Annotated in this window: 22 protein-coding genes; 10 read left to right on the top strand and 12 right to left on the bottom strand. The window is 72.7% G+C overall.

Annotated features, from left to right (window positions below; genetic code table 11):
* Positions 1 to 373: 373 nt before the first annotated feature.
* Positions 374 to 3,001, top strand: a complete 2,628-nt coding sequence (nirB, locus tag ACIOHG_RS28800; RefSeq protein ID WP_400954731.1) for a nitrite reductase large subunit NirB — start codon at positions 374 to 376, stop codon at positions 2,999 to 3,001.
* A complete protein-coding gene (gene nirD / locus ACIOHG_RS28795; RefSeq protein WP_400954730.1) occupies positions 2,998 to 3,357 on the top strand; it encodes a nitrite reductase small subunit NirD in 360 nt (119 codons plus the stop codon). The genes nirB and nirD overlap by 4 nt, the downstream gene beginning before the upstream one ends.
* A gap of 98 nt (positions 3,358 to 3,455) precedes the next feature.
* Here nirD and ACIOHG_RS28790 read toward each other — a convergent pair whose 3' ends face one another.
* Together ACIOHG_RS28790 and ACIOHG_RS28785 are read right to left on the bottom strand one after the other, a co-directional pair.
* Complete coding sequence (locus ACIOHG_RS28790; RefSeq protein WP_400954728.1) at positions 3,456 to 4,391, bottom strand: GDSL-type esterase/lipase family protein; 936 nt, start codon at positions 4,389 to 4,391, stop codon at positions 3,456 to 3,458.
* A gap of 1 nt (position 4,392) precedes the next feature.
* A complete protein-coding gene (locus tag ACIOHG_RS28785; protein WP_400954727.1) occupies positions 4,393 to 5,334 on the bottom strand; it encodes a PAC2 family protein in 942 nt (313 codons plus the stop codon).
* A 654-nt stretch (positions 5,335 to 5,988) separates the two neighbouring features.
* Between ACIOHG_RS28785 and ACIOHG_RS28780 the strand changes: the two genes are divergently transcribed.
* Entirely contained in the window at positions 5,989 to 6,744 is a 756-nt protein-coding gene (locus ACIOHG_RS28780; protein WP_400954726.1) for a GNAT family N-acetyltransferase, read from the top strand.
* Positions 6,745 to 6,912: 168 nt separating this feature from the next.
* Here the strand turns inward: ACIOHG_RS28780 and ACIOHG_RS28775 are convergent, their stop codons facing one another.
* From ACIOHG_RS28775 to ACIOHG_RS28740, 8 genes are all read right to left on the bottom strand, one after another.
* Positions 6,913 to 7,245, bottom strand: coding sequence for a transcriptional regulator (locus tag ACIOHG_RS28775; protein WP_400954725.1), 333 nt, complete (start codon positions 7,243 to 7,245; stop codon positions 6,913 to 6,915).
* Positions 7,242 to 7,754: a hypothetical protein gene (locus ACIOHG_RS28770; RefSeq protein ID WP_400954724.1), complete on the bottom strand. Its 513-nt coding sequence runs from the start codon at positions 7,752 to 7,754 to the stop codon at positions 7,242 to 7,244. The genes ACIOHG_RS28775 and ACIOHG_RS28770 overlap by 4 nt, the downstream gene beginning before the upstream one ends.
* A gap of 137 nt (positions 7,755 to 7,891) precedes the next feature.
* A complete protein-coding gene (locus ACIOHG_RS28765) occupies positions 7,892 to 8,422 on the bottom strand; it encodes a ribonuclease (protein WP_400954723.1) in 531 nt (176 codons plus the stop codon).
* Positions 8,423 to 8,646: 224 nt separating this feature from the next.
* Positions 8,647 to 11,373 carry a pyruvate, phosphate dikinase gene (ppdK, locus tag ACIOHG_RS28760; protein ID WP_400954722.1) on the bottom strand — a complete coding sequence of 909 codons (2,727 nt, stop codon included), beginning with the start codon at positions 11,371 to 11,373 and terminating at the stop codon, positions 8,647 to 8,649.
* Between the two features lie 548 nt (positions 11,374 to 11,921).
* Positions 11,922 to 13,109 (bottom strand): tRNA dihydrouridine synthase DusB, encoded by a 1,188-nt coding sequence (gene dusB, locus ACIOHG_RS28755; RefSeq protein WP_400954720.1) that lies wholly within the window; start codon positions 13,107 to 13,109, stop codon positions 11,922 to 11,924.
* A 192-nt stretch (positions 13,110 to 13,301) separates the two neighbouring features.
* Positions 13,302 to 14,180, bottom strand: coding sequence for a DUF4097 family beta strand repeat-containing protein (locus tag ACIOHG_RS28750; RefSeq protein WP_400954718.1), 879 nt, complete (start codon positions 14,178 to 14,180; stop codon positions 13,302 to 13,304).
* Positions 14,177 to 14,824, bottom strand: a complete 648-nt coding sequence (locus ACIOHG_RS28745) for a response regulator (RefSeq protein WP_400954716.1) — start codon at positions 14,822 to 14,824, stop codon at positions 14,177 to 14,179. Before ACIOHG_RS28745 ends, ACIOHG_RS28750 begins: the two co-directional genes overlap by 4 nt.
* Entirely contained in the window at positions 14,812 to 16,071 is a 1,260-nt protein-coding gene (locus tag ACIOHG_RS28740; RefSeq protein ID WP_400954714.1) for a histidine kinase, read from the bottom strand. Before ACIOHG_RS28740 ends, ACIOHG_RS28745 begins: the two co-directional genes overlap by 13 nt.
* Before the next feature lie 135 nt (positions 16,072 to 16,206).
* Between ACIOHG_RS28740 and ACIOHG_RS28735 the strand changes: the two genes are divergently transcribed.
* Positions 16,207 to 16,704, top strand: coding sequence for a hypothetical protein (locus ACIOHG_RS28735; RefSeq protein ID WP_400954713.1), 498 nt, complete (start codon positions 16,207 to 16,209; stop codon positions 16,702 to 16,704).
* A gap of 424 nt (positions 16,705 to 17,128) precedes the next feature.
* Here the strand turns inward: ACIOHG_RS28735 and ACIOHG_RS28730 are convergent, their stop codons facing one another.
* Positions 17,129 to 17,980 carry a helix-turn-helix transcriptional regulator gene (locus ACIOHG_RS28730; protein WP_400954711.1) on the bottom strand — a complete coding sequence of 284 codons (852 nt, stop codon included), beginning with the start codon at positions 17,978 to 17,980 and terminating at the stop codon, positions 17,129 to 17,131.
* A 53-nt stretch (positions 17,981 to 18,033) separates the two neighbouring features.
* Between ACIOHG_RS28730 and ACIOHG_RS28725 the strand changes: the two genes are divergently transcribed.
* From ACIOHG_RS28725 to ACIOHG_RS28715, 3 genes are all read left to right on the top strand, one after another.
* A complete protein-coding gene (locus tag ACIOHG_RS28725; RefSeq protein WP_400954709.1) occupies positions 18,034 to 19,539 on the top strand; it encodes an MFS transporter in 1,506 nt (501 codons plus the stop codon).
* 148 nt (positions 19,540 to 19,687) lie between these two features.
* On the top strand, positions 19,688 to 20,278 hold the full coding sequence (locus ACIOHG_RS28720) for an NADAR family protein (RefSeq protein ID WP_400954707.1): 591 nt from the start codon (positions 19,688 to 19,690) through the stop codon (positions 20,276 to 20,278).
* A 269-nt stretch (positions 20,279 to 20,547) separates the two neighbouring features.
* Positions 20,548 to 22,110, top strand: a complete 1,563-nt coding sequence (locus ACIOHG_RS28715; protein WP_400954706.1) for a hypothetical protein — start codon at positions 20,548 to 20,550, stop codon at positions 22,108 to 22,110.
* A gap of 201 nt (positions 22,111 to 22,311) precedes the next feature.
* Here the strand turns inward: ACIOHG_RS28715 and ACIOHG_RS28710 are convergent, their stop codons facing one another.
* Positions 22,312 to 23,700, bottom strand: coding sequence for a glycine--tRNA ligase (locus tag ACIOHG_RS28710; protein WP_400954704.1), 1,389 nt, complete (start codon positions 23,698 to 23,700; stop codon positions 22,312 to 22,314).
* Positions 23,701 to 23,956: 256 nt separating this feature from the next.
* Here ACIOHG_RS28710 and ACIOHG_RS28705 point away from each other — a divergent pair, with 256 nt between their 5' ends.
* The 3 genes from ACIOHG_RS28705 to ACIOHG_RS28695 all read left to right on the top strand — a co-directional run bounded on the left by ACIOHG_RS28705 (position 23,957) and on the right by ACIOHG_RS28695 (position 26,850).
* Positions 23,957 to 24,922: a metal ABC transporter substrate-binding protein gene (locus tag ACIOHG_RS28705; RefSeq protein ID WP_400954703.1), complete on the top strand. Its 966-nt coding sequence runs from the start codon at positions 23,957 to 23,959 to the stop codon at positions 24,920 to 24,922.
* 96 nt (positions 24,923 to 25,018) lie between these two features.
* Positions 25,019 to 25,879, top strand: coding sequence for a metal ABC transporter ATP-binding protein (locus tag ACIOHG_RS28700; protein WP_400954702.1), 861 nt, complete (start codon positions 25,019 to 25,021; stop codon positions 25,877 to 25,879).
* Positions 25,879 to 26,850 (top strand): metal ABC transporter permease, encoded by a 972-nt coding sequence (locus ACIOHG_RS28695; protein WP_400954740.1) that lies wholly within the window; start codon positions 25,879 to 25,881, stop codon positions 26,848 to 26,850. Before ACIOHG_RS28700 ends, ACIOHG_RS28695 begins: the two co-directional genes overlap by 1 nt.
* Positions 26,851 to 26,858: the final 8 nt, after the last annotated feature.

The following is a 26,858-nucleotide window of genomic DNA, read 5'->3' as shown; positions in this document are numbered from 1 at the left end:
ACGGACCCGGTCGCCACGAGATCCTGGAATCGAGTCCGTGCCGCAGCGATCAAATCCGGACAGTTGGGGGGAATCCCCTATCGAACGCCCTCTCACAGCTGCCGCCCCGGGCCGCTGAGGTCGAAGTTCCGGTGGTGAAACAGCGCGGCACCGGTCGGGAAACACCCCCCGACCATGCTCGGTGCCACGACAGCGACCGGGGTGCGGGCGGACGGCGTCCCCCTCCCGGTCCGGGCTCCGGGCCTCCGGCGGGACCGGGGGCGCGCTGCCGCGCCGGGCCGGACCGGGCCGGGGACGGTCCGGCCCGGCGTCCGGCCAGCCCACCAGTTCCGGTGGTCCGCCACCCGGAGCACGACCTCGGAGGGACTTCCCGATGACCACCACCAAGCCCGTACTGCTCCTGGTCGGCTACGGCATGGTCGGCCACCGCTTCCTGGAGGCCCTGGCCGAATCCGGCGCCGCGACCCGTTTCCGGGTCGTCGTCCTCGCCGAGGAGCCCCGGCCCGCCTACGACCGGGTCGGTCTGACCTCCTACTTCTCCGGGAGGACCCCCGAGGACCTGCTGCTCGCGGAGGACGGCTTCGCCGATCGGCACGGGTTCGAGGTGCACCTCTCCTCCCCCGCCGTCTCGCTCGACCCGGCGGCCCGGACCGTCACCACGGCCGCCGGGCACACCGTCCGCTACGACACCCTGGTGCTGGCCACCGGCTCGTACCCGTTCGTCCCGCCGGTGGACGGCCGGGACGCCGAGGGCTGCTTCGTCTACCGCACCATCGAGGACCTCCAGGCGATCGAGGCCTACGCCGCCGGGGCCCGGGTGGGCGCGGTCGTCGGCGGCGGCCTGCTGGGGCTGGAGGCCGCCGGGGCGCTGCGGGGCCTGGACCTGGAGACCCACGTGGTGGAGTTCGCGCCGCGGCTGATGCCCGTTCAGGTCGACGAGGCCGGCGGGGCCGCGCTGCGGCGGACCGTCGAGTCGATGGGCGTGGTGGTCCACACCGGGGTCGGCACCGGGTCGATCACCGTGGCCGGGGGGCGCGCCGTCGGCATGTCCTTCACCGACGGCTCCGAACTCGCCGCCGACCTGGTGGTGTTCTCCGCCGGCGTCCGCCCCCGCGACCGGCTGGCCCGGGAGGCCGGCCTGACGGTCGGCGAGCGCGGCGGCATCGCGGTCGACGAGCGCTGCCGCACCTCGGACCCGCACGTCTACGCCATCGGCGAGTGCGCCCTCGCGGTGGACGGCCGGGTCTACGGCCTGGTCGCCCCCGGCTACGAGATGGCGGTCTCGGTGGCCCGGCAACTGGCCGGGCAGCCCGCCGAACCCTTCACCGGCGCGGACCTCTCGACCAAGCTGAAGCTGCTCGGCGTGGACGTCGCCAGCTTCGGCGACGCCTTCGGCAGCACCCCCGGCGCGCTCGACGTGGTGTACTCGGACTCCCGCGCCGGTGTCTACAAGAAGCTGGTGGTCACCCCCGAGGGCGCGCTGCTCGGCGGCATCCTGGTCGGCGACGCCTCGGCCTACGCGACGCTGCGGCCGCTGGCGGGCACCGGGAACCCGCTGCCCGTCCCCGCCGAGTCGCTGGTGCTGCCGGCCGGCACGGATTCGGCGGTCTCACTGGGCGGTTCCGCGCTGCCGGACGAGGCGGTGGTCTGCAGTTGCAACAGCGTCACCAAGGGCACGATCCGGGCCGCCGTCACCGACCACGCGTGCAGCACCGTTCCCGAGGTGAAGAAGTGCACCCGGGCCGGCACCAACTGCGGCTCCTGCGTGAAGCTGGTCGGCACCATCGTCGCCGAGGAGTTGGAGGCGAGCGGCGTCGAGGTCGACAAGGGCCTGTGCCCGTGCTTCGCCCACACCCGCGCCGAGCTCTACGAGATCGTCCTGGTCAAGCGGATCCCCACCCACCGTCAGCTGCTCGCCGAGCACGGCCGGGTGGCCGCGGACGCCGAGGGCTGCGAGGTCTGCAAGCCGACGGTGGCCTCGATCATCGCCTCGCTCGCCCCCGAGCTGGAGGCCTCCGGGCACATCCTGGACGGCGAGCAGGGAGCCCTGCAGGACACCAACGACCACTTCCTGGCGAACCTGCAGAAGAACGGCTCCTACTCGGTGGTGCCGCGCATCCCCGGCGGCGAGATCACCCCCGACCGGCTGATCGTGATCGGCGAGGTGGCCAAGGAGTTCGGCCTCTACACCAAGATCACCGGCGGCCAGCGGATCGACCTGCTCGGCGCCGGCGTGGACCAGTTGCCGATGATCTGGAGCCGACTCGTCGCGGCGGGCTTCGAGTCCGGCCACGCGTACGGGAAGTCGCTGCGCACCGTGAAGTCCTGCGTCGGCTCGACCTGGTGCCGCTACGGGGTGCAGGACTCGGTCGCCATGGCCATCCGGCTCGAACTCCGCTACCGGGGCCTGCGCTCGCCGCACAAGCTGAAGTCCGCGGTCTCCGGCTGCGCCCGCGAGTGCGCCGAGGCCCGCGGCAAGGACTTCGGCGTCATCGCCACCAGCAACGGCTGGAACCTGTACGTCGGCGGCAACGGCGGCGCCACGCCCCGCCACGCCGACCTGCTCGCCCAGGACCTGGACGACGAGCAGCTGATCCGCCTGATCGACCGGTTCCTGATGTTCTACATCCGCACCGCCGACCGGCTGGAGCGCACCTCGACCTGGCTGGAGCGGATCGAGGGCGGGCTGGAGCACGTCCGCGAGGTGGTGGTCGAGGACTCGCTCGGCCTGGCCGCCGAACTGGAGGCGCTGATGGCCCGGCACATCGACGAGTACCAGGACGAGTGGGCGGCGACCCTGGCCGACCCCGACCGGATGCGCCGGTTCGTCTCCTTCGTCAACGCCCCCGGCGTGCCCGACCCGAGCATCCGGTTCGTGGCCGAGCGCGAGCAGGTCAAGCCGGACCTGGTGCTGCTGGCCACCGAGGAGCAGCTGTTCGCCACCCTCGACCCCGACCACGCCCCGCTCCCCGCCGACCGACTCCTGGAGGAAGCCCGATGAACGCCACCGCCACCACCACCAGGGTCGAGCTGTTCTCCGACTCGGCCTCCTCGTCCGGCTGGTTCCCGGTCTGCGACCTGGACCTGCTGCTCCCCGGACGCGGGATCGCCGTCCTGCTGCCGGACGGCCGCCAGGTCGCCGTGTTCCGCGACGGCGGCGACCGCCTCTACGCCACCGACAACCGCGACCCGTTCACCGGCGCCTACGTCCTCTCCCGGGGGCTGCTCGGCTCCACCCCCGACGGCCGGGTCTACGTGGCCTCCCCGCTGCTCAAGCAGCGCTTCGACCTGGTGACCGGCGAGTGCCTGGACGACGAGAACGTCCGGATCGGCGTGCACGCCGTCCGCGCCGCCTGACCTCCGCTCCGCCGGCCCGCCGACCCGGCGGGGCCGGGCACCCGTCCCGCCGGGCACCCACCCCGCTGCCGCGCCCTCCCGAGGGCGGGACGGCGGGGTCAGCGCTGTTCGAGCGAGGCCAGGACGGCGGTGGCCATGCCCTGCTGGCCCCGGGCGTTGGGGTGGACGGGGGCCAGGCCCGGGGCGGCGCTGAGCGGTTCGATCCAGCGCTCGCCCTCGGCCGCGCACATGTCGTGGCCGGACGAGGCGGCGTAGGTGTCGACGAAGGCCGCGCCCGCGGTCTCGGCGCGCTGCTGCAGCATCGCGTTGAGCTGCCGCTCCTGCTCGGCCACGAAGGCGATGTCGGCGGGCGCGACCCCGGTGCCGAGGGTGGTCGCGCAGCCGGCCGGGTCCTGCGGCAGCAGGGCCGGGTACCCGACGACCAGGACCCGGGCCCGCGGGGCCCGCCGCTTGATCTCGTCGAGCGCGCCGCCGAGCCGGTCGCCGGCGGTGGCGAGTCTCCGCTGGACCTCGCCGCGCCCCGTCCCGGTGGTGTAGTACGCCCGGCAGGGGGCGTCGGCGCCCCCGTCGGCCAGGCTGTTGCGGAGGTTCTCGACCGCGCAGCGGCCCAGGACGTCGAGGAAGCCCGCGTCGTTGCCGCCGATGCCCAGCGTCACCAGCCGGGTCGCGGCCCCGACCGCGTCCAGCTGCGGCGGGTTCGCCCCGCCGTCGGTCTGCTGGGCCGCCGTCAGGTCGCCCGTCCGCGCGCCGCTGCAGCTGACGTCGGTGAAGTCCTTGAGCTCCAGCCGACGGGCCACCAGGGACGGGTAGTTGACGCCCGAGCGCGCGCAGCCCTGCGGCGTGCCGCCCTGGGGCGGGATCCGCAGGCCGGAGGTGTAGGAGTCGCCGAGGGCCGCGTACGGGCCGGTCACCGGGGTCGCGGACGGGCTCGGCGAGACCGGGCCGGGAGTGGGGGCGGGTCCGGAGCCCGCCGAGCCGCACCCGGCGGCACCGATCAGCGCCGCGGCGGTGACGGCCAGCAGGCGGCGGCGCACCTCAGTCCGCGCCGCGCTCGTGCTCGGCGAGGAACTCCTCGAACCGGCGGCCGAGTTCGTCCGCCGAGGGGAGGTCGGCGGTCTCCGCGAGCAGGCTCTCCCGGTCGACGGCGCCGGAGACCGCGTCGTACTGGCCCTCCATGCCCTGGATCGCGGAGCGCAGTTCGCCGTCCCCGTCGGAGAGCTGGTCCTCGATCTCCGCGTAGACCTCGTTGACCCGGCCGCGCAGTTCGCTGCCGGGCAGCACCAGGCCGGTCGCCGACTGGACGGCCTCCAGGATCGCCACCGCGGCCGCCGGGTAGGCGGAGCGCGCGATGTAGTGCGGGACGTGGGCGGCGAAGCCCAGCACGTCGTGCCCGGCCTCGGCGAGCCGGTACTCGACCAGGGCCTGGGCGCTGCCGGGCACCTGGGCCTGGTCGAACCACTTGGGGTGGCCGGCCGCCAGGTCGACGCGGTTGCCGTGCGGGGTGAGACCCACCGGGCGGGTGTGCGGGACGCCCATCGGGATGCCGTGGAAGGCCACCGACAGCCTGACCTCGAAGCGCTCGACCAGGTCGGCGACGGCCGCCGCGAACAGCTCCCACTCGGTGTCCGGTTCGGGGCCCGTGAGCACCAGGAAGGGCGCGCCGACCGAGTCGCGCGCCAACTGGAGCAGGATCTCGGGCGGGTCGTAGTCCGTCCAGGTCTCGCGGTCGAAGGTCATCGCGGGGCGGCGGGCCCGGTAGTCGACCAGGCGGTCGTGGTCGAACCTGGCGACGACCTGCGGGGAGCCGTGCTCCACCAGGTGCCCGACGACCTGACCGCCGGCCTCGCCGGCGTCCATGAAGCCCTCGAGGTGGTACAGCAGCACGAGGCCGGTCCCGGCCTCGGCGGCGGCGCGTGCCGCCGCCAGGGCGGTCACACCCTGCGGTTCCAGCTCGTACAGCTCCTTGGGATCACGCACGGTGCACCCAACCCCGTTTCCGTCTCGTCGTTTCGGAATGCTTCCGGATCTGCTCTGTCCAGCGTGCGGCGGCCCGCCGACATTCCCACCCTCGCACGAGTCTTCACGCTGTCTCTCGAATCCTCTCACCTTCGGACAAAGCGCCTGGTCGTGGACGTGGAGCCGCAGTCCGCCGCTAATATTGAGGGGCGTCTCGGCGTGCCGAAAGGACCCGCGCGCCCCGATTGGCGCGCCGCGAAGTGACGCACCGCCTTCTGGCGGGTATCGTCCTCTCGCTGCCTCGCATCGTCGCGTCGTCGCGCCACGCCGTCTGTCACGTCGTGGGCCACGCCCCGGTCCGTTGTTCGGCCAGCCATCCCTAGCGCACCTTGCCTTCATCTGGCCGCCTGCTTCGCTTCGTGATCTCGTATCTCTCTCGGCCATCTCGCGGACGCACACTGTCCCGTCGCTCATCCCGCCGGATCGGTCCGTCGACCCGTGTCCGTACCGGCACCGCGCTGCCCGCCTCCGGGCTGCCGTCCCTCCGCACGCCCGAGCCTCTGGCGTAGCGCCCCACGGACGGCCGTTGTCCGGGGCCGGGGCGAAACGACCACTGCCCTCGCGCCGCGAACCCGGCACGCGGGCCCCGACGACCGCCGAAGGACCGAAGGATCCGTGCCCGTACCCGTCACCCTCTACGGCCGCACCGTGCGGCTGGAGCCCCTCGCCGAGTACCACGCCGCGGCCCTGGCCGAGGCAGGCGCTGAGGACCGTACGACCTACGCCTTCACCCCCGTCCCGCACGGCCTGGAGGCCGCCCGGGAGTACATCGCGCGCGCCCTCGCCGATCAGGCCGCGGGCCGCTCGCTGCCGTTCGCCACGGTGAGCACGGTGGACAACCGGGTTGTGGGCTCCACCCGGTTCCTGGAACTGGACTACTGGCAGGGCCCGTTGATCTGGCCGCCCGTGCCGGGCGTGCCGTACGGCGATCCGCTGGAGGCGGTGCCGGACGCCGCCGAGATCGGGAACACCTGGCTGTCCCCGCGGGCGCAGGGCACCGGCATCAACACCGAGGCGAAGCTGCTGATGCTCCGACACGCCTTCGAGGGTTGGGGCGTCCGGCGGATCTCGCTGCGGGCCGACGCCCGGAACACCCGCTCCCGGATCGCCATCGAGCGGCTGGGCGCCACCTCGGAAGGGGTGCGCCGGGCCCACTCGCGGGGCCTGGACGGCGTCGTCCGGTCCACCGCGTTCTACTCGATCCTGGACGAGGAGTGGCCCGCCGTCCGGGACATCATCGAGCTGCGGATCGCCGCCGCGACCTCGCCCAGTGCGCCGGATCCGGCGCCGCTCAACCAGGAGTGCCTTAGACACGGCAGCTCCCTGGTCGGCGAGCCTGTGATCGGCAGCTCGCTGATTCCGGCAGCCTGAGGCCGTCCGGTCGGCCCGCCGCCAACGCGGCGGGCCGTTCCCGTTCCCGGGCGGGCGCGACACTCTGTCGAGTTGTCAAGGAGCCGTGACGCCATGTGCTTTGGCCCACCTCCGCTCCCGGATGTGATCATCACGACACTCCACCCCGTCGGCCCGCCGACGCCTCGCTCAGCCCTCGGCGCTGCCGCCCGCCGGACGGGGTTCCGCACCGGCCGCCTCCGCGGCGGCGGCCAGCTGCTGGAGCGCCGCGAGGTGGGCCGCCAGTGCGGCGCGGCCGTGCGCGGTCGCGGCGAGCCACGTCCGCGGCCGTTTGCCGACGTAGCCCTTGCGGGCCCGCAGGTGGCCGGCCTCCTCCAGGCCGGCCGCGGTCTTGCTGAGCACCGAGTCCGAGACCTGGCAGTAGTCGCGGACCACGGAGAACTCGGCCTCCTGGCAGCCGCTGAGGAAGGCCAGGACGGTGAGCCTGGTGGGGTGGTGGAGTATCGGGTCGAGCCCGTTCACCGGCTGCTGCTCATGCTCTGCTCCTCGAGGTGTCGGTTGAACAGGGCGACGGCGCCCCAGTGGGCCGCGCCGCCGACGGCGCCGGCGGCCGTTATCGCCCAGCGCTGGTCGCCGGTGGCGAACCAGGCGACGAGACCGCCCAGCGCCGCCGCCAGGACGATGAGGCCGGCGGCCCGCAGCACGTGCGCCGAGGCGCCGCTCTCCACCAGCCTTGCGACCCCGCCGACCCGGACGGCCGCGCGGACCATGGGGGCGAGCACCAGGACCAGGCCGAACGCGCACAGCGGTATCAGCCACAGCACCCGGTGCTGGTAGCTCTGGCCTATCGCCGCTCCGTAGGCGGCGAAGGCGAGGCCCACGGCCGGCCCGTACCACCGGGGCAGCGGAACGGGCCGACCCGCCGCGGCCCGGGCCCGCCCGGCGAGGGCCAACGCCTCGACGGGCGGGAGCCCGACCCCGGGCGGGAGTTCGGCGGGGCCGCCGCGTGCGGAGCGCTTGTCGTCTGTCATGGGAACCCCCGGGCGGACATGCCGTCGGATCCGGCCCGACGCCGGATCAAGTACTGCCACTCTGTCACATACTTTCCGGAGTGGAAAGTAATTTTCCGACGGCCCGTCAGCAGGACGGCGGCGCCCGGGAGCACCGGTCAGCAGCGCGGGTCGATCTCCTGGAAGGTGGCGTAGTGGTCGGCCGTCCAGTACTGCTCGCCGACGCCCCCGGTGACGACCCGTCGGGTGCCCCGGTCGTCCGATCCGGGGGTGACCACGGTGAACTCGTGGTAGTAGCCGTTGCTCTGGCGCGGCAGCCGACTCTCCCGGTTCTCGAACACGATGCCGTCCGAGCGGTACGGGTAGGGGCCGCCCTTGGCGATCAGGCCGAGGGTGTCGAGGGCCTGCGCGGGCAGCTTGCTCCGGCAGACGTCCGCCAGGGAGGTGCTGGTGGGCACCCAGGCGGACTCGGACGGCTTGGCCGGGGCGGTCGGGACGGGCGACTTGGCCGGGGCGGAGGGCTTGGGCCCGCCCGCGGCCGGGGACCCGGTGGCCGACGACTTGGCGGACGACTTCGCGGTGCTCGGGCTGCCCGAACCGCTCCCGCCCGCCGTCAGCGCGACCACTCCGGCGACGATGCCCAGCAGCACCAGGACGACGAGGCCGATCAGGCGACTTCGGTTCTTCATGGGCCAAGCCTGCCGTACCCGCTCACCCGAATGGCGCACGCCGCGCACACCGTTCCCCGGATCGTCCGGTGCGCGCGGGCGGGAGAACGCCGCCGGGGCGGGGACGGACGCCATTGTCCGTTCCCGCCCCGGCTGCTCCGTACGGCGGCTCTCCTGCGCCGAGCTCCGCCGTACGCCCCTCCCCTTACGGAGGGGTTGCGGTCAGTGAATCGCGCCGCTTCGTGTCAGCGCGAGTCACTTCCCGCCGTCTCGATGGCAGCGCGGCCTGCCTCCAGGCGCGCCACCGGAATCCGGAAGGGAGAGCAGGATACGTAGTCCAGCCCCACCTCGTGGAAGAAGTGGACCGAGTCGGGGTCGCCGCCGTGCTCGCCGCAGACGCCGAGCTTGAGGTCGGGGCGGGTGGCCCGGCCGGCCTCCGCGGCGTTCTTCACCAGCGCGCCGACGCCGTCCCGGTCGATGGTCTCGAACGGGCTGACCCCGAAGATGCCCTTCTCCAGGTAGGCGGTGAAGAAGGAGGCCTCGACGTCGTCGCGGGAGAAGCCCCACACGGTCTGGGTCAGGTCGTTGGTGCCGAACGAGAAGAAGTCGGCGGCCTCGGCGATCTGACCGGCCGTCACGGCGGCCCGCGGCAGCTCGATCATGGTGCCCAGCTTGATGTCCAGGTTGACGCCGGTGGAGGCGGCGACCTCGGCGAGCACCCGCTCGCACTCGTCGCGCACCAGTTCCAGCTCCTGGACGGTGCCGACCAGCGGGATCATCACCTCGGGCCGCGGGTCGCCGCCGGCCAGCTTGCGCTCGGCCGCGGCCTCGGCGATCGCCCGGACCTGCATGCCGAACAGGCCGGGGATGACCAGGCCGAGGCGGACGCCGCGCAGGCCGAGCATCGGGTTGGCCTCGTGCAGCCGGTGCACGGCCTGGAGCAGGCGCAGGTCGTTCTCGTTCGGGTCCTTGCGGGCCTCGGCGAGGGCGACGCGCACCGAGAGCTCGGTGATGTCGGGCAGGAACTCGTGCAGCGGCGGGTCGAGCAGCCGGACCGTCACCGGGAGGCCGTCCATCGACTGGAACAGCTCCAGGAAGTCGCCCTTCTGCAGCGGCAGCAGGCTGGACAGCGCGGTCTCGCGGTCCTTGTCGTTGTCCGCCAGGATCAGGTGCTCGACCTCCTTGCGGCGCTCCTCGCCGAGGAACATGTGCTCGGTGCGGCACAGGCCGATGCCCTGGGCGCCGTACCGGCGGGCGCGGTTCGCGTCCTCGGCGTTGTCGGCGTTGGCGCGCACCGCGAGGCGGCGGCGGACGTCGGCGTGCGACATCAGCCGGTGCACGGCCTGGACCAGCCCGCCCTGGACGTCGGCGCCGGCGTGGATGGTGCCCTCGAAGTACTCGACCACCGGGGACGGCAGCACCGGGACCTCGCCCAGGTACACCTTGCCGTTGGCGCCGTCGATGGAGACCACGTCGCCCTCGTGGACGACCTGGCCGTCGGCGGTGGTGAACTTCCGGTTCTTGGTGTCGACCTCGAGCTCCTCGGCGCCGCAGACGCAGGTCTTGCCCATGCCGCGGGCGACCACGGCCGCGTGCGAGGTCTTGCCGCCGCGCGAGGTGAGGATGCCCTCGGCGGCGATCATGCCCTCCAGGTCGTCCGGGTTGGTCTCGCGGCGGACCAGGATGACCTGCTCGCCGGAGCGGGACCACTTCACCGCGGTGTAGGAGTCGAAGACCACCCGGCCGACCGCCGCGCCGGGCGAGGCGGCGATGCCGTACGCGACCGGCTTGGTCTCGGAGGTGGGCGCGAAGCGCGGGAACATCAGCTGGGCGAGCTGCCCGCCGGTGACCCGGTGCAGCGCCTCGTCCAGGTCGATCAGGCCCTGGTCGACCAGCTGGACGGCGATCCGGAACGCGGCGGCGGCGGTGCGCTTGCCGACCCGGGTCTGCAGCATCCAGAGCTTGCCGCGCTCGATGGTGAACTCGATGTCGCACAGGTCCCGGTAGTGGTTCTCCAGGGTCTGCATGATGGTCATCAGCTCGTCGTACGACTTCTTGTCGAGCTGCTCCAGGTCGGCGAGCTGGAGGGTGTTGCGGATGCCCGCCACCACGTCCTCGCCCTGGGCGTTCTGCAGGTAGTCGCCGTAGACGCCCTGGGTACCGGTGGAGGGGTCGCGGGTGAAGGCGACACCGGTGCCCGAGTCCTCGCCGAGGTTGCCGAAGACCATGGTGCAGACGTTGACCGCGGTGCCCAGGTCGTTCGGAATGCGCTCCTGCCGACGGTACAGACGGGCCCGGTCGCCGTTCCAGGAGTGGAAGACCGCGTGGATCGCCAGGTCGAGCTGCTCGCGCGGGTCCTGCGGGAACTCCCGGCCGGTCTCCCGGAGGACGATCGCCTTGAAGGTGGCGACCAGCGACTCCAGGTCCGCGGCGGTGAGGTCCAGGTCGTTGGCGGTCCCCTTGGCGTGCTTGGCCTCGTCCAGCGCCTCCTCGAAGAGCTCGCCGTCGACGCCCAGCACGGTCTTGCCGAACATCTGCACCAGGCGGCGGTACGAGTCCCAGGCGAAGCGCTCGTTGCCGGACTGGGCGGCGAGCCCGGTCACCGAGGCGTCGGAGAGGCCGATGTTCAGGACGGTGTCCATCATGCCGGGCATCGAGAACTTGGCGCCCGAGCGCACCGAGACCAGCAGCGGGTCGTCGGCCTGGCCGAGCCGCTTGCCCATCTCCTGCTCGAGGGCGGCCAGGTGGCCGGTGATCTCCTCGTTGAGCGAGCCCGGCTCGCTGCCGGTCTCCAGGAACACCTTGCAGGCGTCAGTGGTGATGGTGAACCCCGGAGGGACGGGGAGACCCAGGTTGGTCATCTCGGCGAGGTTGGCACCCTTGCCGCCGAGAAGGTCCTTGAGGTCCTTGTTTCCTTCGGTGAAGGAGTAAACAAACTTCTGCTGCGCCGCCACGGGTGGTTCTCCTCGCACACGGTTGCCCTGACGCCGGAGAACATACCCATTTCGAAGGCTGTTTAGGGGAGTGAATCGCTCGTACGAGCTGCGGAGCTGGGCTTTGGCCAGCAGATCGAATGCCCGGACCGGCGTTTGCCTGTGTTGCCGAAATCGTCCGGATGACGCTTGCGATGGTTCAAGAAGTGAACGCATCGCAACATGCAGCTCACCCGAACCGGACAGACGGTGACGGCATTCGCTCCGCCAGGTTTCCCCGGCTTGATTTCCTGCAGCCAGCTGCAGCGATCCGCCGGGCGGCCCGTTCGGGAAGCGATCCGTACTTGTACACCTTGGCGAAGTCCGCTGACTGACTGTCACTCGCCACGATATGTGGCCAGCGTCACGGGCGCATCTCAGCCGTCGGGCCGAGTGGAGCTACGTCTTCCGTAGCTCTCCGTCGAGCTTCTCGTCGCACTGTGTTGCGGGATTCTGCCTAAAAGGAGCCCCGCTGTCCAGATTGGACAATCGAGTCCGGACGTCCCGGCCAGCAGGGAATCCGAGGCATTCTCGACCGAAAGTACAGATCATCCGCCAGAGGTGTCCGATTCGGCGTCTTCGCTCAACTTGGCGCACTCGTACGGATCGTCCAACCAGCCTTGGGGGAGGACCACCCGGTTGTTGCCGCTGGTCCGGCCGCGGGGGCCGTCCGCGCCGATCGGCCAGCTCTGCTCCTGGTCGACCTGGTCGAGGGTCTCGGCGAGCTCGGTCAGCGAGCTGGCGTTGGCCAGCCTCACCCGCAGTTCGGAGCCGACCGAGAAGCCCTTGGTGTACCAGGCCACGTGCTTGCGGAAGTCGATGACGCCCCGGGTCTCGTCGCCGATCCACTCGCCCAGCAACTGGGCGTGCCGCACCATGGCCCGGGCCACGTACCCGAAGGTGGGGCGCGCGTGGTCGACGTCTCCCTCGAAGATCGCCACCAGGTCCTTGAACAGCCAGGGCCGGCCCAGGCAGCCGCGGCCGACCACCACGCCGTCGCAGCCGGTCTCACGCATCATCCGCACCGCGTCCTCCGCGGACCAGATGTCCCCGTTGCCGAGCACCGGGATGCCGGCCGGGACGGACTCGCGCAGGCGTGCGATGGCCGTCCAGTCCGCGGTGCCGCCGTAGTGCTGGGCGGCGGTGCGGCCGTGCAGGGCGATCGCGGCCACGCCCTCCTCGGCGCCGATCCGTCCGGCGTCCAGGAAGGTGAGGTGGTCGTCGTCGATGCCCTTGCGCATCTTCATGGTGACCGGGAGGTTGCCCGCGTTCGCGACGGCCTGGCGCAGGATGTCGCGCAGCAGGTTGCGCTTGTACGGCAGTGCCGAGCCGCCGCCCTTGCGCGTCACCTTGGGGACGGGGCAGCCGAAGTTGAGGTCGATGTGGTCGGCGAGCCCCTCCGCCGAGATCATCCGGGCCGCCTTGCCGACCGTCTCCGGGTCGACCCCGTACAGCTGGATCGAGCGCGGCTTCTCGCTCGGGTCGAACTTGATCAGCTGCATGGTCTTGGCGTTGCGCTCGACCAGTGCCCGGGTGGTGATCATCTCGGAGACGTAGAGGCCCTTGCCGCCGCTCTGCTCCCGGCACAGGGTGCGGAAGGGCGCGTTGGTGATGCCCGCCATCGGGGCCAGCACCACGGGCGGCCACACCTGCATCGGCCCGATGTTCAGCGGGGCGAACTCCGGCGCGTCGGGTGCGGCCGGGGTCGCCTGGGCGGAATCGGGCGTGATGGTCATGCGCGGCAGATCCTCAAACGGGTAGGGGCCAACGGCGGGGTTCCGGACTCCCCATTCTCCCCCACCCCCCGGGTGTGCCTGCCCGCCGATCCCCGGGGCCGGCCGAGAAGCGAGGGGGCAGTAAAACGAGGGGGCGGTGGAACGTTGGGGCAGTGGGACGTTGAGGCGGTGGGCCTCAGTGCTCGGTGGGGCTCAGTGCTCACCGTCGCGGTCGATGGTCACCGTGCCGGAGCCGGAGGTGACGTCGAGCACCTGGGAGGAGTCCGCGTCCGGTATCGAGGCGTCGATCTCCTGCTGGCCGTCGGACGTGCTGAGGTCCGTGCGGTAGCGACTGCCGTCGGCGGGCAGGTGCAGGACGAAGTTGCCGGAGGCCGTCCGGGCCGTGACCGTTCGGGGCGCCCGGTCGTACTGCAGGGTGATCTGGCCCGAGGAGGAGAACAGCTCCGCCGCCGCGGAATCCAGCCCGTTGCCGATGATCTGCCCCGATCCGCTGACCGCCCGGAGCCGGCCACTGACCCTGGTCAGCTCGACCTGCCCCCGGTCGGTGGACGCCGAGACGGCACCGGCGATGCCCACGACCTCCGTCCGCCCCGAGGAGTTCCGGGCGTGCACCTCCGTACTGGGCGGGACCTGGATCTCCAAGCTCACCGCGCAGCCGAACAGGCTGCGCACCCGCCCGCCCGGGCAGTCGACGGATATCGACAGCGTGTCGTTCTCGACGTGCTCGCTGACGACGGGTCTGCTCAACGCCCAGCCGACCCGCTCGGCCACCAGGACCCGGTCGGTGCCCCCGGCCAGGACGCTGACCCGGGCCGGCCCGGAATCGATCTCGACCCGGGCGATCCGGTCGAAGAACGTCCGCTCCCGGCTGGTCTCCCGCTGGATCAGGCCGGCGCCGGTGGCGCCAGCACCGGCCAGTAGGACGACCGCGAGGACCAGCAGGCCGAGCAGCCGCCAGGCCCGGCGCTCGCCGGAATCCGGCTCGGCCGGGGCCGCGGGGGCGAGGTCCGGGAGCCAGCGGGCGAACCGGCGCTCGGCGGCCGTCGGCTCCCGGACGTCCGGTCGGGTCACTGGCTGACCTCCAGGAAGCGCAGCACCGCGAGGACGCGCCGGTGCACGTCCTCGGCCGGGGGGAGGTCGAGCTTGGTGAGGATGGAGTTGATGTGCTTGGAGACGGCGCTGTCGCTGACCACCAGGGATTCCGCGATGGCCGCGTTGGACCGGCCCTCCGCCATCAGGGCGAGCACGTCCCGCTCGCGGGGCGTCAGGCGGTGCAGCGGATCGCTGTCGCGGCGCAGCAGCAGTTGGGCGACCACCTCGGGGTCGAGGGCGGTGCCGCCCGCAGCCACGCGCTGTAGGGCCTCCAGGAATTCGTCGACGTTGGCGACCCGCTGTTTGAGCAGGTAGCCGACGCCACTGGTGTTCTTGGCCAGCAGGTCGGCCGCGTAGCGCTCCTCGACGAACTGGGAGAGCAGGACGACGGCCGTGTCGGGCCACTGCCGGCGGATCAGCAGGGCGGCCCGGACTCCCTCGTCGGTGAAGCCGGGCGGCATCCGGACGTCGGAGACGACGATCTGCGGGCGGTGCTCCTCGACGGCGGCGAGCAGCGCCTCGGCGTCGCCGACGGCGGCCGCCACCTCGTAGCCCTCGCTCTCCAGCACCTTGACGATGCCGATCCTCAGGAGGACGGAGTCCTCGGCGATCACAGCTCGCATGGCAGCTCCATGGTGATGGTGGTGGGACCCCCGCGGGGGCTGGTGATGGCGAAGGTTCCGTCCACCGAGGCGGCCCGCTTGCGCAGACCGCTGAGCCCGGTGCCGCGCCCGGCGTCCGCGCCGCCGACGCCGTCGTCGGTGATGGTGAGGAGCAGCCGGTCGGCCCGTCTGCGCAGGACGAGGTCGACCCGGGAGGCCCGGGAGTGCTTGGCGGCGTTCGCCAGGGCCTCGGAGACCGTGAAGTAGGCGACCGCCTCCACCGTGGGTGCCATCCGGCCCGGCAGGTCGACCGTGAGGTGCACGGGGACGGGGCTGCGCGCGGCGATGCCGGACAGCGCCGCGTCCAGCCCGCGGTCCTCCAGGACGGCGGGGTGCAGGCCCCGGACCAGATCGTGGAGCTCCTTGATGGCGGCCTGGGCCTCGTCGTGCGCGGCCACGATGACCTCCATCGCCTCGGGCGGGACGTTCTTGAGGGTGCGTCTGGCGAGGCCGAGGTTCATCGCCAGGGAGACCAGGCGCTGCTGGGCCCCGTCGTGCAGGTCGCGTTCGATGCGGCGGCGTTCGGCGTCCGCGGCGTCCACCACGTCCACCCGGCTCCGGGCGAGGTGTTCGACCCGGCGCTCCAGCACCTCGGCGCGGTTGGGGCCGAGCAGGGCACGGACCGTCCACACGTCGAGGGCGGCGAGCAGGGCGGTGAGCCAGGGCATGGCGAAGAGCAGGAGCAGGCCCCCGGCGGTGACCGCGGCCCCGGTCCCCGTCCAGCCCGCCCGGCCCCGCAGCGGGTTGTCCAGCGGGAGCAGCCAGACCCAGCCGAAGAATCCGAGCAGGACGGCGGCGGAGCCCCAGAGGGCGAGGAGGAGCGCGGCCGCCAGCGCCTGGAGCGGTGCGACCAACAGGTGGTGGACGGCCTGACGCCACGTCAGCCCCGCGCGCAGGCGGGCCAACCAGTCGGCCCCGGGCGGGAGCCGGCTCGGGATCTCCAGCCCGTACAGCGAGCGGACCCGGCTGCGCTGCGCGGTGGTGAGCAGGTCGAGCAGGGCGGCCAGCAGAAGCAGGCCGGGCAGCACCGCGGGCTGCGGGGAGGTGAACAGGATCGCGGCCGGCAGCCCCAACGGGAGCCCGGCCGCCAGGAACAGCGAGTCCCGTCGAGCGCCCGTGGACCACGGCAGGCGCCGCCCGGCGGCGGCCCGGACCGCCGCGGAGCGGGCCGTGCGGCGCTCACGCGTGTGGATCTTCGACTGGAACATGCGGCTCAGCGTAGAGGTCCGCCGATCTGCGCTTCCATGGCCCGGGCCTCCGTCTTTGGGGTGTAGCTGGCTACACCCCAAAGACGGAGCCGGACGCTACCGACAAGATCCTTGCCGCGCAGGATTCTTGACGGCATGACGAACACGAACCTGATCCGCACTGCCCGCAGCCCGCTCGCCGCCGTCCGTGCGGCGGCCCTGGGCCCCGCCCCGCTGCGGCCCGAACTCCTCGACGGCCCGGGCGGGGTGGGGCCGCTCGGATCGGCCGGTCCGTGGTCGGCGTTCCTCCGCCCGGGGCGCCGACCGGCCCTGGAGGTGTACGAGTACGACGAGTTGATCGACGTCCTGGTCGATTCCCCGCTCGCCGGCACCCGGTCGCACGGCGCGCGGCACCGCCGGTCCGACCGGCCGGGGGAAGAGCCGGTCTCGTGCGCCTGGGGGCGGCTGCCACCGTGCGCGGCGCCCGGGTCGGTGCGCTTCCTGGCCGGCGGGCTGCGCCGCGGGTCGGTGCGGGCCGATGCGGTGCGGGTGGCGGGCCGGTTCTGGTTCGCCTCGGTGGCCGGGGAGTTCCGCCGCGCGCAGGTGCGGTCGGAGTGCCGGTGTGCCGGGCAGCGGGCGGGGTGGGCGGCATGAGCGCCTTCGTCCCGGTTCCCGCCGCGGTCGGCGGCGGTGGGGTGGCGCGCCCGGGTGGGCGTGCCGTCGCGGGGCCGTCGTTCGGGCGGCTGCGGTGGGAGCTCGTCTTCCTCGGCTGCGGGTTGGTGCTGCTGCCCTGGGCGGCGCTGCTGGCCACCCTGCCCGGCGGTCTGCACTGGGCCGTGCTCGACCTGGCCGAGTCGGTGGCGCTCTCGGCCACCGCGGCGCTGCTCCGGCGGGGGCGCGGCGCCCACCCTCCGGCCACGGCCGCCGGCCTGCTGCTGGTCTCCGACGCCGGGTGCGACCTGGCGACGGCCGCCGGCGGAGCGGAGCTGGTGGTCGCCGTGCTGATGGCGGTGTGCGCCGAGCTTCCGCTGGCCGGCCTGTGCTGGTGGGTGGCGTCCGGCCGGTGGGCGGTCGGTGCTCAGCCGGCGGCGGCCAGGCGCCGGAGCCGCTCCCGGGTCTCCTCGTCCTGGGGCACGTACCCGACCAGCCTGGTCCCGCTCCTGGGGCCCAGCCACAGATTGGTGTACTCGAACCTGAGCAGCCCGGTCGCGGGCAGCACGAACTGCTTGAACCCGTTGACCAGCCCCGCCACCTCGTGCCGTTCCCAAGCCTCTTCGAAGTCCGGGGAGACCCTGCGCAGCCGGTCGACCAGGTTCTTCCACGCGGGTTCCGCCGCGTGGTCGGCCATCGAGCTCCGGAAGCGCGCCACCACCCCGGCCCTGGCGGCCGCCCGGTCGACCAGGTTCCGAGCGAAAGGAGTGTCCGTGAAGACCATCCACATGATGTTGCGGTCCTCGTCGGGGATCGTCTCCAGGTCCCCGGTGAGCCAGGTGTACGCGCGGTTGTACGCCAGGATGTCGAACCGGCTGCTGATCACCACGGCGGGGAACGGGTCCAGTTGGGACACCATCGCCCTGATCGAGGGCGACACGGTCGGGCACTCCCGGACGGGCAGGGGGTCCTCGGTGCCCGCGAGGGTGAACAGGTGCGACCGCTCGTTGCGGTCGAGCAGCAGGGCCCGGGCCACGGAGTCCAGGACCTGGGCCGACACCTGGATGTCCCGCCCCTGTTCGATCCAGGTGTACCAGGTGACCCCCACCGCGGCGAGGCCGGCGACCTCCTCGCGGCGCAGCCCCGGCGTCCGGCGACGGCCCACCGCGGGGAGACCCACCTGCTCGGGCGAGATGCGCTCACGGCGGCTCCGCAGGAAGGTCGCCAGTTCGCGCCGCCGGACGTCGGCGGGAGTCTGAGTGTCCGCAGGAGTAGCCATGCCACCAGGGTGAACCATCACCGATCCCCTTGCCAGGTAGTGCTTATACCTGGATGAACACCGCCTGGTACCAGGCTGAGAGGAGTCGCATCCTCGTACTCGTGACTCGACAGACAGCGCTCCCCCACATCCCGTCCCCGGCCCGGCCGGCGGCACCCGTGTTGCCCGCGACGCCTGTGCCGCCCGCCCTGGGCGCGGCCGGCCTGATCACCGTCCTCCTGGGCGCCTTCCTCCCGATGCTTGACTTCTTCATAGTGAATGTCGCGCTGCCGACCATCGACCACGAGCTGGTCGCCGGTCCCGCGGTCCTCGAACTCGTCGCGGCCGGCTACGGCATCGCCTTCGCCGTCCTGCTCGTCCTGGGCGGGCGGCTGGGCGACGCCTTCGGACGACGGCTGTTCATCAGCGGGGCCGTCGCCTTCGCCCTCACCTCCCTCGCCTGCGGTGCCGCACCCACCGCCTGGACCCTGGTCGCCGCCCGGGTCGCCCAAGGGGCCTCCGCCGCCCTCCTGCTCCCCCAGGTCCTGGCCACCATCACCGCCACCACCAGCGGTCAGCAGCGCGCCCGGGCCCTCGGCGTCTACGGTGCGGTCGGCGGCATCTCGGTGGTGATCGGCCAGGTCCTCGGCGGACTCCTGGTCTCGGCGGACCTCTTCGGCACCGGCTGGCGCGCCGTCTTCCTGCTGAACGTCCCCTTCGCCCTCCTCACCGCGGCCATGGCGTCCCGGTACGTCCCGGAGAGCCGCGCCGAGCGGGCCGCCGGGGTGGACCTGCCGGGCACCCTGCTGCTCAGCGCGGCGCTGCTGTCCCTGTTCGTCCCGCTGATGGAGGGCCGGGCCGTCGGCTGGCCGGCCTGGGCCTGGGTGTCACTGGCCGCCTTCCCCGCCTTCGCGGCCGCGTTCCTGGCGGTGGAACGACGCGCCGAGCGGGCGGGCCGGCTCCCGCTCGTCCCGCTCTCCCTGCTGCGCATCCCGGAGATGCGGCGCGGCCTCGGCGTGGCCGTGCCCTACTTCACCGGTTTCGGCGGCTTCATGTTCGTCGTCGCGCTGATGCTGCAGGACGGCCTGCACGAGGGGCCGATCGCCGCGGGCTGGGCGCTGGTCCCGATGGCGGTGGGCTACTTCGGGGCCTCGCTGGCCGGGCCCCGACTGGTCGACCGGTTCGGCAGCCGGGTGATCACCGGCGGAGCGGTGATCCAGGGCATCGGCCTGCTGACCCTGCTGGTCACCGCACTGGGTGACTGGGCGCACTTCTCGCCCCTGCGGATGCTCCCCGGGGTCGCGCTCGCCGGCATCGGCCAGGGCCTGGTGGGCATGCCGCTGTTCCGGGTGGTGCTCTCCCGGATCCCCGCTGAACGCGCCGGTGTGGGCAGCGGCGTCCTGGCGACCACCCAGCAGTCCAGCCTGGCCCTGGGGGTGGCGACGCTGGGCACCCTCTTCCTCGGCCTGGTGCCCGCCCTGGGAATGGCGAACGCGCTGGCTCTGGTGCTCGGCATCCAGACGCTCGGTTCCCTGGTCATCTGCTGGCTGAGCACCCGACTGCCGCGCTCAGTCGGCTGAGACGTGTCCGCGGCGGTCACGGCCGGGCCCGCGAACCGCAGCCGCAGCCGCAGCGACGGCAACAGCAACAGCCACGACAGTGATCGGGCGGCGCCGCGCCCCGAAAAAGGGAAGGACCGCAGGCCGGGACCGGTGCGAGGATGGCGCCATGACGGAGAACCCGACCATCGTTCCGAGCGGGGCGCGCACTCGCGAGCAGTTGGTGGCCGCGATCGAGTCCGGGGCGCGTCCGAAGTACCTGCACTTCTGGGGCCACCGGCCGCAGCGCGACGGGCAGACCGGTGCCGGTGCCCTCAGCCAGTGGTGGCCCTCCCCATTCGAGGTCGACGGGGTCCGGTACAGCACTGCCGAACACTGGATGATGGCGGGCAAGGCCCGGCTGTTCGGCGACGAGGAGATCGTTCCGCGCATCCTCGCCGCCCGTACGCCCGCCGAGGCGAAGAAACTGGGCCAACTGGTCGGCGGGTTCGACGAAGCCCGCTGGACGGCGCACCGCTTCGACCTGGTGGTGGCGGGCAGCGTTGCGAAGTTCGGGCAGGACGACCGGCTGCGCGCGTACCTGGTCGGCACCGGGAACCGCGTCCTGGTCGAGGCCAGCCCGCTCGACCGGATCTGGGGCATCGGCCTGGCGGCCGACGACGATCGGGCCCACGCACCCGCGCAGTGGCGCGGCCTGAACCTGCTCGGATTCGCCCTGATGGAAGCACGCGCGAAATTGACGAAGCGTCAACTCGCCTGACAGGCAGGCGAAACAGTCGACCGACCGACGGGGCGGCCCGTCCGGCAAGCACCCGCATCATGCCCAACCCGGGTGATTAGGGCAGGAGTTGACAGGTTTCACCGAACTGGAACCCCCGTGCACCACATCGACCTCTCGCATTCCCATCTCGAAAAGGTTAAGACTTGCTCCCGTAACGTGGCTGCCGTACAGCAACGCCAGGATGGCCACCAGTCGTTGGGTTCGGGGGTCAGTCGGGTGGCCTCCATGGAGAGGTCGGGCAGGCCGCGATGACCGTGCGAGAACTGGGGCCGGAACCGGCCGACGTACAGCTGCTCAGAGCCGAGTTGGACGAACTGATCAGGGCCCGGCAGTTCGCCGCGCAGCGGGAGCGCCGCCTCGCCGAAGCTCTGCGGGCCCGCCACGAACCGGACCACTCGCCCGCTTACCAGCACCCGCCCCGGCAACCCGATCCCGAGCTGGTGCGACAGCTCGCCCAGGCGCAGAACCTCCGCGAGGGCCTCGGCGCCCGCTGTCTGGAGCTGAGCAACCGTCTGCTCGCCGCCGAGGACCGGCTGATGGCCGGACGCCTCGCCGACCGATCCTCCCAACAGGCCGGTCGGACCCCGGCCGCGACCACCGCAGCCAGCGCGCCGCCCCCGGCGGGCGACCCGACCGGACCGGGCCCCACTTTCGTCCCCTCCCAGCGACCGCGCCCGACCGGGGCGCGATTCGGCGGTGCCCGCAACGGAGTTCGCACTCCCCCGGCCTTCGACGCCCCCGACACCCCCGACGCCCTCGACGTTCCACCGGCCGGACCGGCCCCGTACGCCTCCGCCGACGTCCCGCCGCTCCGCGGTGCCAGGTTCAGGAGCGGCCGCCTCCCCCGGCCCGCCGGGCGGAACGCCGCCACCGCCGCGGCCGCCGGCACTCCGACCACCAGCGCCCCGGCCCCCGGCACCGACACCGGCGCCGGACCGCACCCCGAGCCCGACGGCACGTACCCGGGCCACCGCACCGCCACGAGGCCCGGCCCGTCGGGGGAGCGTCCGAACGAGACCTCCACGACAGGGGCCGGAACCGGGGAGCAGCCCCGCAGCCGGACGAAGGCCGAACTGGTCGGGCTGGTCCGGCGGATCACCGATCTGCACCGCGAGGGCGCGGTGCACGAGTCGGCGGCGATCGTGGGGCAGGTGGCCCTGCTGGTCACGCCCCTCGACCTGGCCAGGCTGGCCGCGTTGCTGAAGTCCGACGGGCCGACCGGCGCCTCGACCTACCTGGCCAGGTCGGTCGCCGCCGGTGCGCCGGAGCACGCGGCGGCCACCCTCGCGGAACTGCGCCGCGAAGGACTGGTGGACGAGGCCGCGGACCTCTTCCACACCCTCTGGTCGGTCGGCTCCCAGGAGCTTCCGGGGCTGCTGGCGGCACTGGAGCAGTCGGGCCAGTCTGCCGACGGCCAGACCCTGCTGTGGGAGCGGGCTTCCGCTCCGGCCGCCGAACTCGCCGAGCTGACCCACTGGTTGCGGGAGGCCGGCCGGTCCGGCGACGCGCGCCACCTGCTGCGGCAGGCAGCCGGGCGACCGGTCGGCGAGGTCGCCGAGATCGTGACGGCGCTGAGCGAGAGCTCGGCCGTCGAACTGGTCCGGGAACTGGTGCGGCTGCGCTCGGCCGGTGACATCGGCCAGTTCGCGGCCGCGATCCGCGGATCGGCCGAGCTGTACGACGCCCTGCTGTTCGCCGCCGACAGCCTGGAGGAGAGCCGGTCCCGCAGCGCCTTCGCCGCCCTGCGCTCGGCCGGGCTGCCCACCGAGCCGGCACCCCGCCCGCGTTCGCGCTCCCGCCAGCGCCGCTGAGCCCCGAGTCCTGAGCCCCGAGTCCTGAGCCCCGAGTCCTGAGCCTCGAGCTCCGCCTCCTCCCCCGGCACGGCAGGCCGCAGCACACCGTGAGGCCCCCAACGAGGAGCACCCAAACGGCGGTGAGCCCTCCCCGAACACGGGGAGGGCTCACCGGGCGACCACGGGCAGGTGGTCGGTGGGGCTTCGGCCAGCGGCTGGTCAGCAGCCGATCAGGCGGGCGCCCAGGTAGGACTTGACCTGGTCGAGGGAGACCCGCTCCTGCGCCATGGTGTCGCGCTCGCGCACGGTGACGGCGTTGTCCTCGAGGGTGTCGAAGTCGACGGTGACGCAGAACGGGGTGCCGATCTCGTCCTGGCGGCGGTAGCGCTTGCCGATCGCGCCGGCGTCGTCGAACTCGACGTTCCACGCCTGCCGCAGGTCGGCGGCGAGGCCGCGGGCCTTCGGGGAGAGGTCGGCGTTGCGGGAGAGCGGGAGCACCGCGACCTTGACCGGGGCCAGGCGCGGGTCGAGCCGCATGCCGACGCGCTTCTCCATGACGCCCTTGGCGTTCGGCGCCTCGTCCTCGAAGTAGGCGTCGATCAGGAAGGCCAGCATGGCGCGGTTGAGGCCGGCCGCGGGCTCGATGACGTACGGGTAGTACCGCTCGTTCGCGTCCTGGTCGAAGTACTTGAGGTCCTGGCCGGAGGCCTCGCTGTGCACCGTCAGGTCGTAGTCGGTCCGGTTGGCCACGCCCTCCAGCTCGGAGAACTCGCTGCCGCCGAAGTTGAAGCGGTACTCGATGTCCACCGTGCGCTTGGCGTAGTGGGACAGCTTCTCCTTCGGGTGCTCGAAGAAGCGCATGTTCTCGGTGCGCAGGCCCAGGCCGGTGTACCAGTTCCAGCGCTGCTCGAGCCAGTACTCGTGCCAGGTCTCGTCCTCACCGGGCTTGACGAAGAACTCCATCTCCATCTGCTCGAACTCGCGGGTCCGGAAGATGAAGTTGCCGGGCGTGATCTCGTTGCGGAAGCTCTTGCCGACCTGGGCGATGCCGAACGGCGGCTTCTTGCGCGAAGTGGTCTGCACGGCACGGAAGTTGGTGAAGATGCCCTGCGCGGTCTCGGGGCGCAGGTAGGCCAGGCCCGCCGGGTCGCCCTCGCTGAACGCACCGAGGTGCGTCTTCAGCATGCCCGAGAACTCCTTGGGCTCCGTGAAGGCGCCCTTGTTGCCGCAGTTCGGGCAGTTGAGGTCGGCCAGGCCGTTGGCGGGCAGCCGGCCGTGCTTGGCCTCGTAGGCCTCTTCCAGGTGGTCGGCGCGGAAGCGCTTGTGACAGGAGAGGCACTCGGTCAGCGGGTCGCTGAAGGTCGCCACGTGGCCGGAGGCCTCCCAGACCTCGCGGGCCAGGATCACCGAGGAGTCGATACCGACGACGTCCTCCCGAGCGGTGACCATCGCGCGCCACCACTGGCGCTTGATGTTCTCCTTCAGCTCGACGCCCAGCGGACCGTAGTCCCAGGCGGCACGCGTACCGCCGTAGATCTCGCTGCAGGGGTAGACGAAGCCACGGCGCTTGCTCAGGCTGACGATCGTGTCGATCTTGTCGGCGGCCACAGTGCTCTCTTCAGTACGACGGCACGGTCAGGGCGCCGCTGGTTGCGCGCGCCCGAATAACTCAGGGTACCGGGGATGCAGGGTCAGGATTCAACTCGATAGTGGCACGGGCGGACCGCCCGGCGGTTGTACCGGGCATGAACACCCGCGCACCCTCCGGCGGATGAGGGGCCGCGGACGGAACGGCCGGTGCGACCGGGACGCCCACCCGAAGGCAAGTTGACAATCATTTCCAGATAAGATGAGAATGGTTGTCATGAAGATGCGCCGCCTGCTCACCTCGACAGCCTTCGCCGCCACGGCCGTTACCGGTTCCCTGCTGCTCTCCGCCTGCGGCGGCACCAGCAGCGCGGCCGGCCAGGACGGCGGGAAGCTGGAGGTCGTGGCGTCGTTCTACCCGATGGAGTTCCTGGCCCGGCAGATAGGCGGGGAGCACGTGAAGGTCGCCGACCTGACCGCCCCCGGGGTGGAGCCGCACGACCTGGAGCTGACGGCCAAGCAGGTCGCGGCCGTCCAGCGGGCCGACGCGGTGGTCTACTTGAAGGGCCTCCAGCCGACCGTCGACCAGGCCGTCGCACAGTCCCACTCCAAGCACGTGCTGGACGCCACCGCCGCCTCGCCGCTGGTGGACCACCACCTCGACGAGGGCACCACCGAGCCCGCGGACCACGGCGCCGACGACGGCCACGAGCACTCCGGCGCCGCCGGCGACCCGCACATCTGGCTCGACCCGGCCCGGTACGCGGCCGTGGCGAAGAGCGTGGGCGCCGGACTCGCCGCCGCGGACCCGGCGCACGCCACCGACTACCAGCGCAACACCGACGCCCTGGTGGACCGACTCGCCTCCCTGGACCAGGAGTTCCGGGACGGCCTGAAGAACACCGACACCCGCACCTTCGTCACCAGCCACGCCGCCTTCGGCTACCTCGCCGACCACTACGGCCTGGACCAGGTCGCCATCAACGGCGTCGACCCGGAGGCCGAGCCCACCCCGTCCCGGCTGGCCGCGATCCAGCGGGCCGCCAAGGAGAACGGCGTCACCACCGTCTTCTTCGAGTCCCTGGTGAGCCCCAAGCTGGCCACCACCGTGGCGGGCGACCTCGGGCTGAAGACCGCCGTCCTCGACCCCCTGGAGGGGATCAAGGAACCGGACCGGGACGACTACTTCTCCGTCATGCGGCAGAACCTGGCCAACCTGCGGACCGCACTCGGCGCGCACTGAACCCGGCCGCCGACCAGCCGAACGCCGCTGAACCGAACCATCCCGACGGGCCGAACCGCCCGCCCCTGAGCGGCGCGAGCCGAGCGAGGAACCACCATGAGTGCTGTCATCCCGACGACGGACTCCGAGCGACGGCCGCCGTCCCCCCGCAGCGGCGACGGGACCGGGGGGAGCTCCCCCGGCGGTGACGGGGCGGTGCCGGTCGTCGGCCTGCGCGGGGCGGTCGCCACGGTCGGGGGGCGGCCGGTGCTCCGCGGCGTCGACCTCACCGTCCGGCCGGGCGAGGTGGTGGCCCTGCTGGGGGCCAACGGGTCCGGCAAGTCGACGACCGTGAAGACGGTGATCGGGGCGGTCCCGCTGGAGCGGGGCAGCCTGGAGCTGTTCGGGCGGCCGCAGCGGAAGTTCCGGGCCTGGCACCGGATCGGCTACGTGCCGCAGCGCACCACGGCGGCCGGCGGGGTGCCGGCCACGGTCCGCGAGGTGGTCTCCACCGGGCGGCTGCCGCAGCACGGGCTGCTGCCGTTCCGCCGCAAGGACCGGGCCGCGGTGGACCGGGCACTGACCGCCGTCGGCATGCTCGACCGCGCCGGGGACGGCGTGGCGAACCTGTCCGGCGGGCAGCACCAGCGGGTGCTGATCGCCCGCGCCCTGGTCGGCGAACCCGAACTGCTGATCATGGACGAGCCGATGGCCGGCGTCGACGTGGACAGCCAGCAGGTGCTGGCCGACATCCTGCGCAGCGAGGTGGAGCGCGGCTGCGCGGTCCTCCTGGTGCTGCACGAACTCGGCCCGCTGGAGCCGCTGATCGACCGGGCCGTGGTGCTGCGCGACGGCTGCGTGGCGCACGACGGGCCGCCGCCCCGCGGGGTCGGCCAGCACGCGCTGCCCGGCCACGACCACGTCCACCCGCACGCGGACGACCACCACCACCGCACCACCCAGGGACTGCTGGCATGATCGAGATGTTCCAACCCGACTTCATGCAGCGGGCGTTCCTCGCCGCCGTGCTGGTCGGCCTCACCGCGCCGCTGGTCGGGATCTACCTGGTGCAGCGCCGCCAGGCCCTGATGGGCGACGGCATCGGGCACGTCGCGCTGACCGGCGTCGGCCTGGGCTTCCTGTTCCAGGCCAACCCGATCTGGATGGCGGTGCTGGTCTGCGTGCTCGGCGCCGTCGTGATGGAACTGGTCCGCTCCCGCGGCAACCAGCGCGGCGACATCGCGCTGGCGATGCTGTTCTACGGCGGCATGGCCGGCGGCAAGCTGCTGGTCTCGATGAGCAGCCAGGCCGGTTCCGGCAGCCTGGAGAGCTACCTGTGGGGCTCGATCCTCACCGTCTCCCCCGACGACCTGGCGGTGATCGGCGGGCTGGCCGCGGTCGTCCTCGCGGTCACCGTCGGGCTGCGGCGGCAGCTGTTCGCGATCTGCCAGGACGAGGAGTTCGCCCGGGTGACCGGCCTCCCGGTGCGGGCGCTCAACCTGCTGCTGGCGGTGATGGCCGCCGTCACCGTGACGGTCGCCATGCGGGTGGTGGGCCTGCTGCTGGTCAGCGCGCTGATGGTGGTGCCGGTCGCGGCGGCCCAGCAGCTGACCCGCTCCTTCGCCGCCACCCAGGCCGCCGCGGTCGGCGTGGGCGTGCTGGCGGCGGTCGGCGGCGTCGGCACCTCGTACCAGGCCGACCTGCCGCCCGGTCCGACCATCGTGATCCTGGCGATCCTCGCCTTCGCCCTGTTCAGCCTCGTCGCCGCGCCGCTGGCCCGGCGACGGCACCGGGCCGGCGGCGCGGCGGCCGAGCACGGCCCGGCGGTCTGCGACGTGGTGCTGCCCGCGGCGGAGGACGGGACGGACGGGACGGTTTCAGCCGGGGCACCGTCGCACGGGGAGCCGTCGCACGGGGAGCCACTGTCAAGTCGGGGGCTGGCACAATGATGTGCGAA

This window comes from Kitasatospora sp. NPDC088134 (genome assembly GCF_044741705.1).
Lineage (GTDB): Bacteria > Actinomycetota > Actinomycetes > Streptomycetales > Streptomycetaceae > Kitasatospora.
The sequence above is the reverse complement of the archived record's forward strand: the minus strand, read 5'-3'. Positions and strand labels throughout refer to the sequence as shown.

Coding starts and splice junctions, on each gene's coding strand:
- ACIOHG_RS28770 (WP_400954724.1), bottom strand. CDS start 7,754: ATGACAGACGACAAGCGCTCCGCACGCGGCGGCCCCGCCGAACTCCCG.
- ACIOHG_RS28720 (WP_400954707.1), top strand. CDS start 19,688: ATGACGGAGAACCCGACCATCGTTCCGAGCGGGGCGCGCACTCGCGAG.
- nirD (WP_400954730.1), top strand. CDS start 2,998: ATGAACGCCACCGCCACCACCACCAGGGTCGAGCTGTTCTCCGACTCG.
- ACIOHG_RS28765 (WP_400954723.1), bottom strand. CDS start 8,422: ATGAAGAACCGAAGTCGCCTGATCGGCCTCGTCGTCCTGGTGCTGCTG.
- ACIOHG_RS28700 (WP_400954702.1), top strand. CDS start 25,019: ATGAGTGCTGTCATCCCGACGACGGACTCCGAGCGACGGCCGCCGTCC.
- ACIOHG_RS28705 (WP_400954703.1), top strand. CDS start 23,957: ATGAAGATGCGCCGCCTGCTCACCTCGACAGCCTTCGCCGCCACGGCC.
- ACIOHG_RS28715 (WP_400954706.1), top strand. CDS start 20,548: ATGACCGTGCGAGAACTGGGGCCGGAACCGGCCGACGTACAGCTGCTC.
- dusB (WP_400954720.1), bottom strand. CDS start 13,109: ATGACCATCACGCCCGATTCCGCCCAGGCGACCCCGGCCGCACCCGAC.
- ACIOHG_RS28745 (WP_400954716.1), bottom strand. CDS start 14,824: ATGCGAGCTGTGATCGCCGAGGACTCCGTCCTCCTGAGGATCGGCATC.
- nirB (WP_400954731.1), top strand. CDS start 374: ATGACCACCACCAAGCCCGTACTGCTCCTGGTCGGCTACGGCATGGTC.
- ACIOHG_RS28735 (WP_400954713.1), top strand. CDS start 16,207: ATGACGAACACGAACCTGATCCGCACTGCCCGCAGCCCGCTCGCCGCC.
- ACIOHG_RS28725 (WP_400954709.1), top strand. CDS start 18,034: ATGAACACCGCCTGGTACCAGGCTGAGAGGAGTCGCATCCTCGTACTC.
- ACIOHG_RS28740 (WP_400954714.1), bottom strand. CDS start 16,071: ATGTTCCAGTCGAAGATCCACACGCGTGAGCGCCGCACGGCCCGCTCC.
- ACIOHG_RS28730 (WP_400954711.1), bottom strand. CDS start 17,980: ATGGCTACTCCTGCGGACACTCAGACTCCCGCCGACGTCCGGCGGCGC.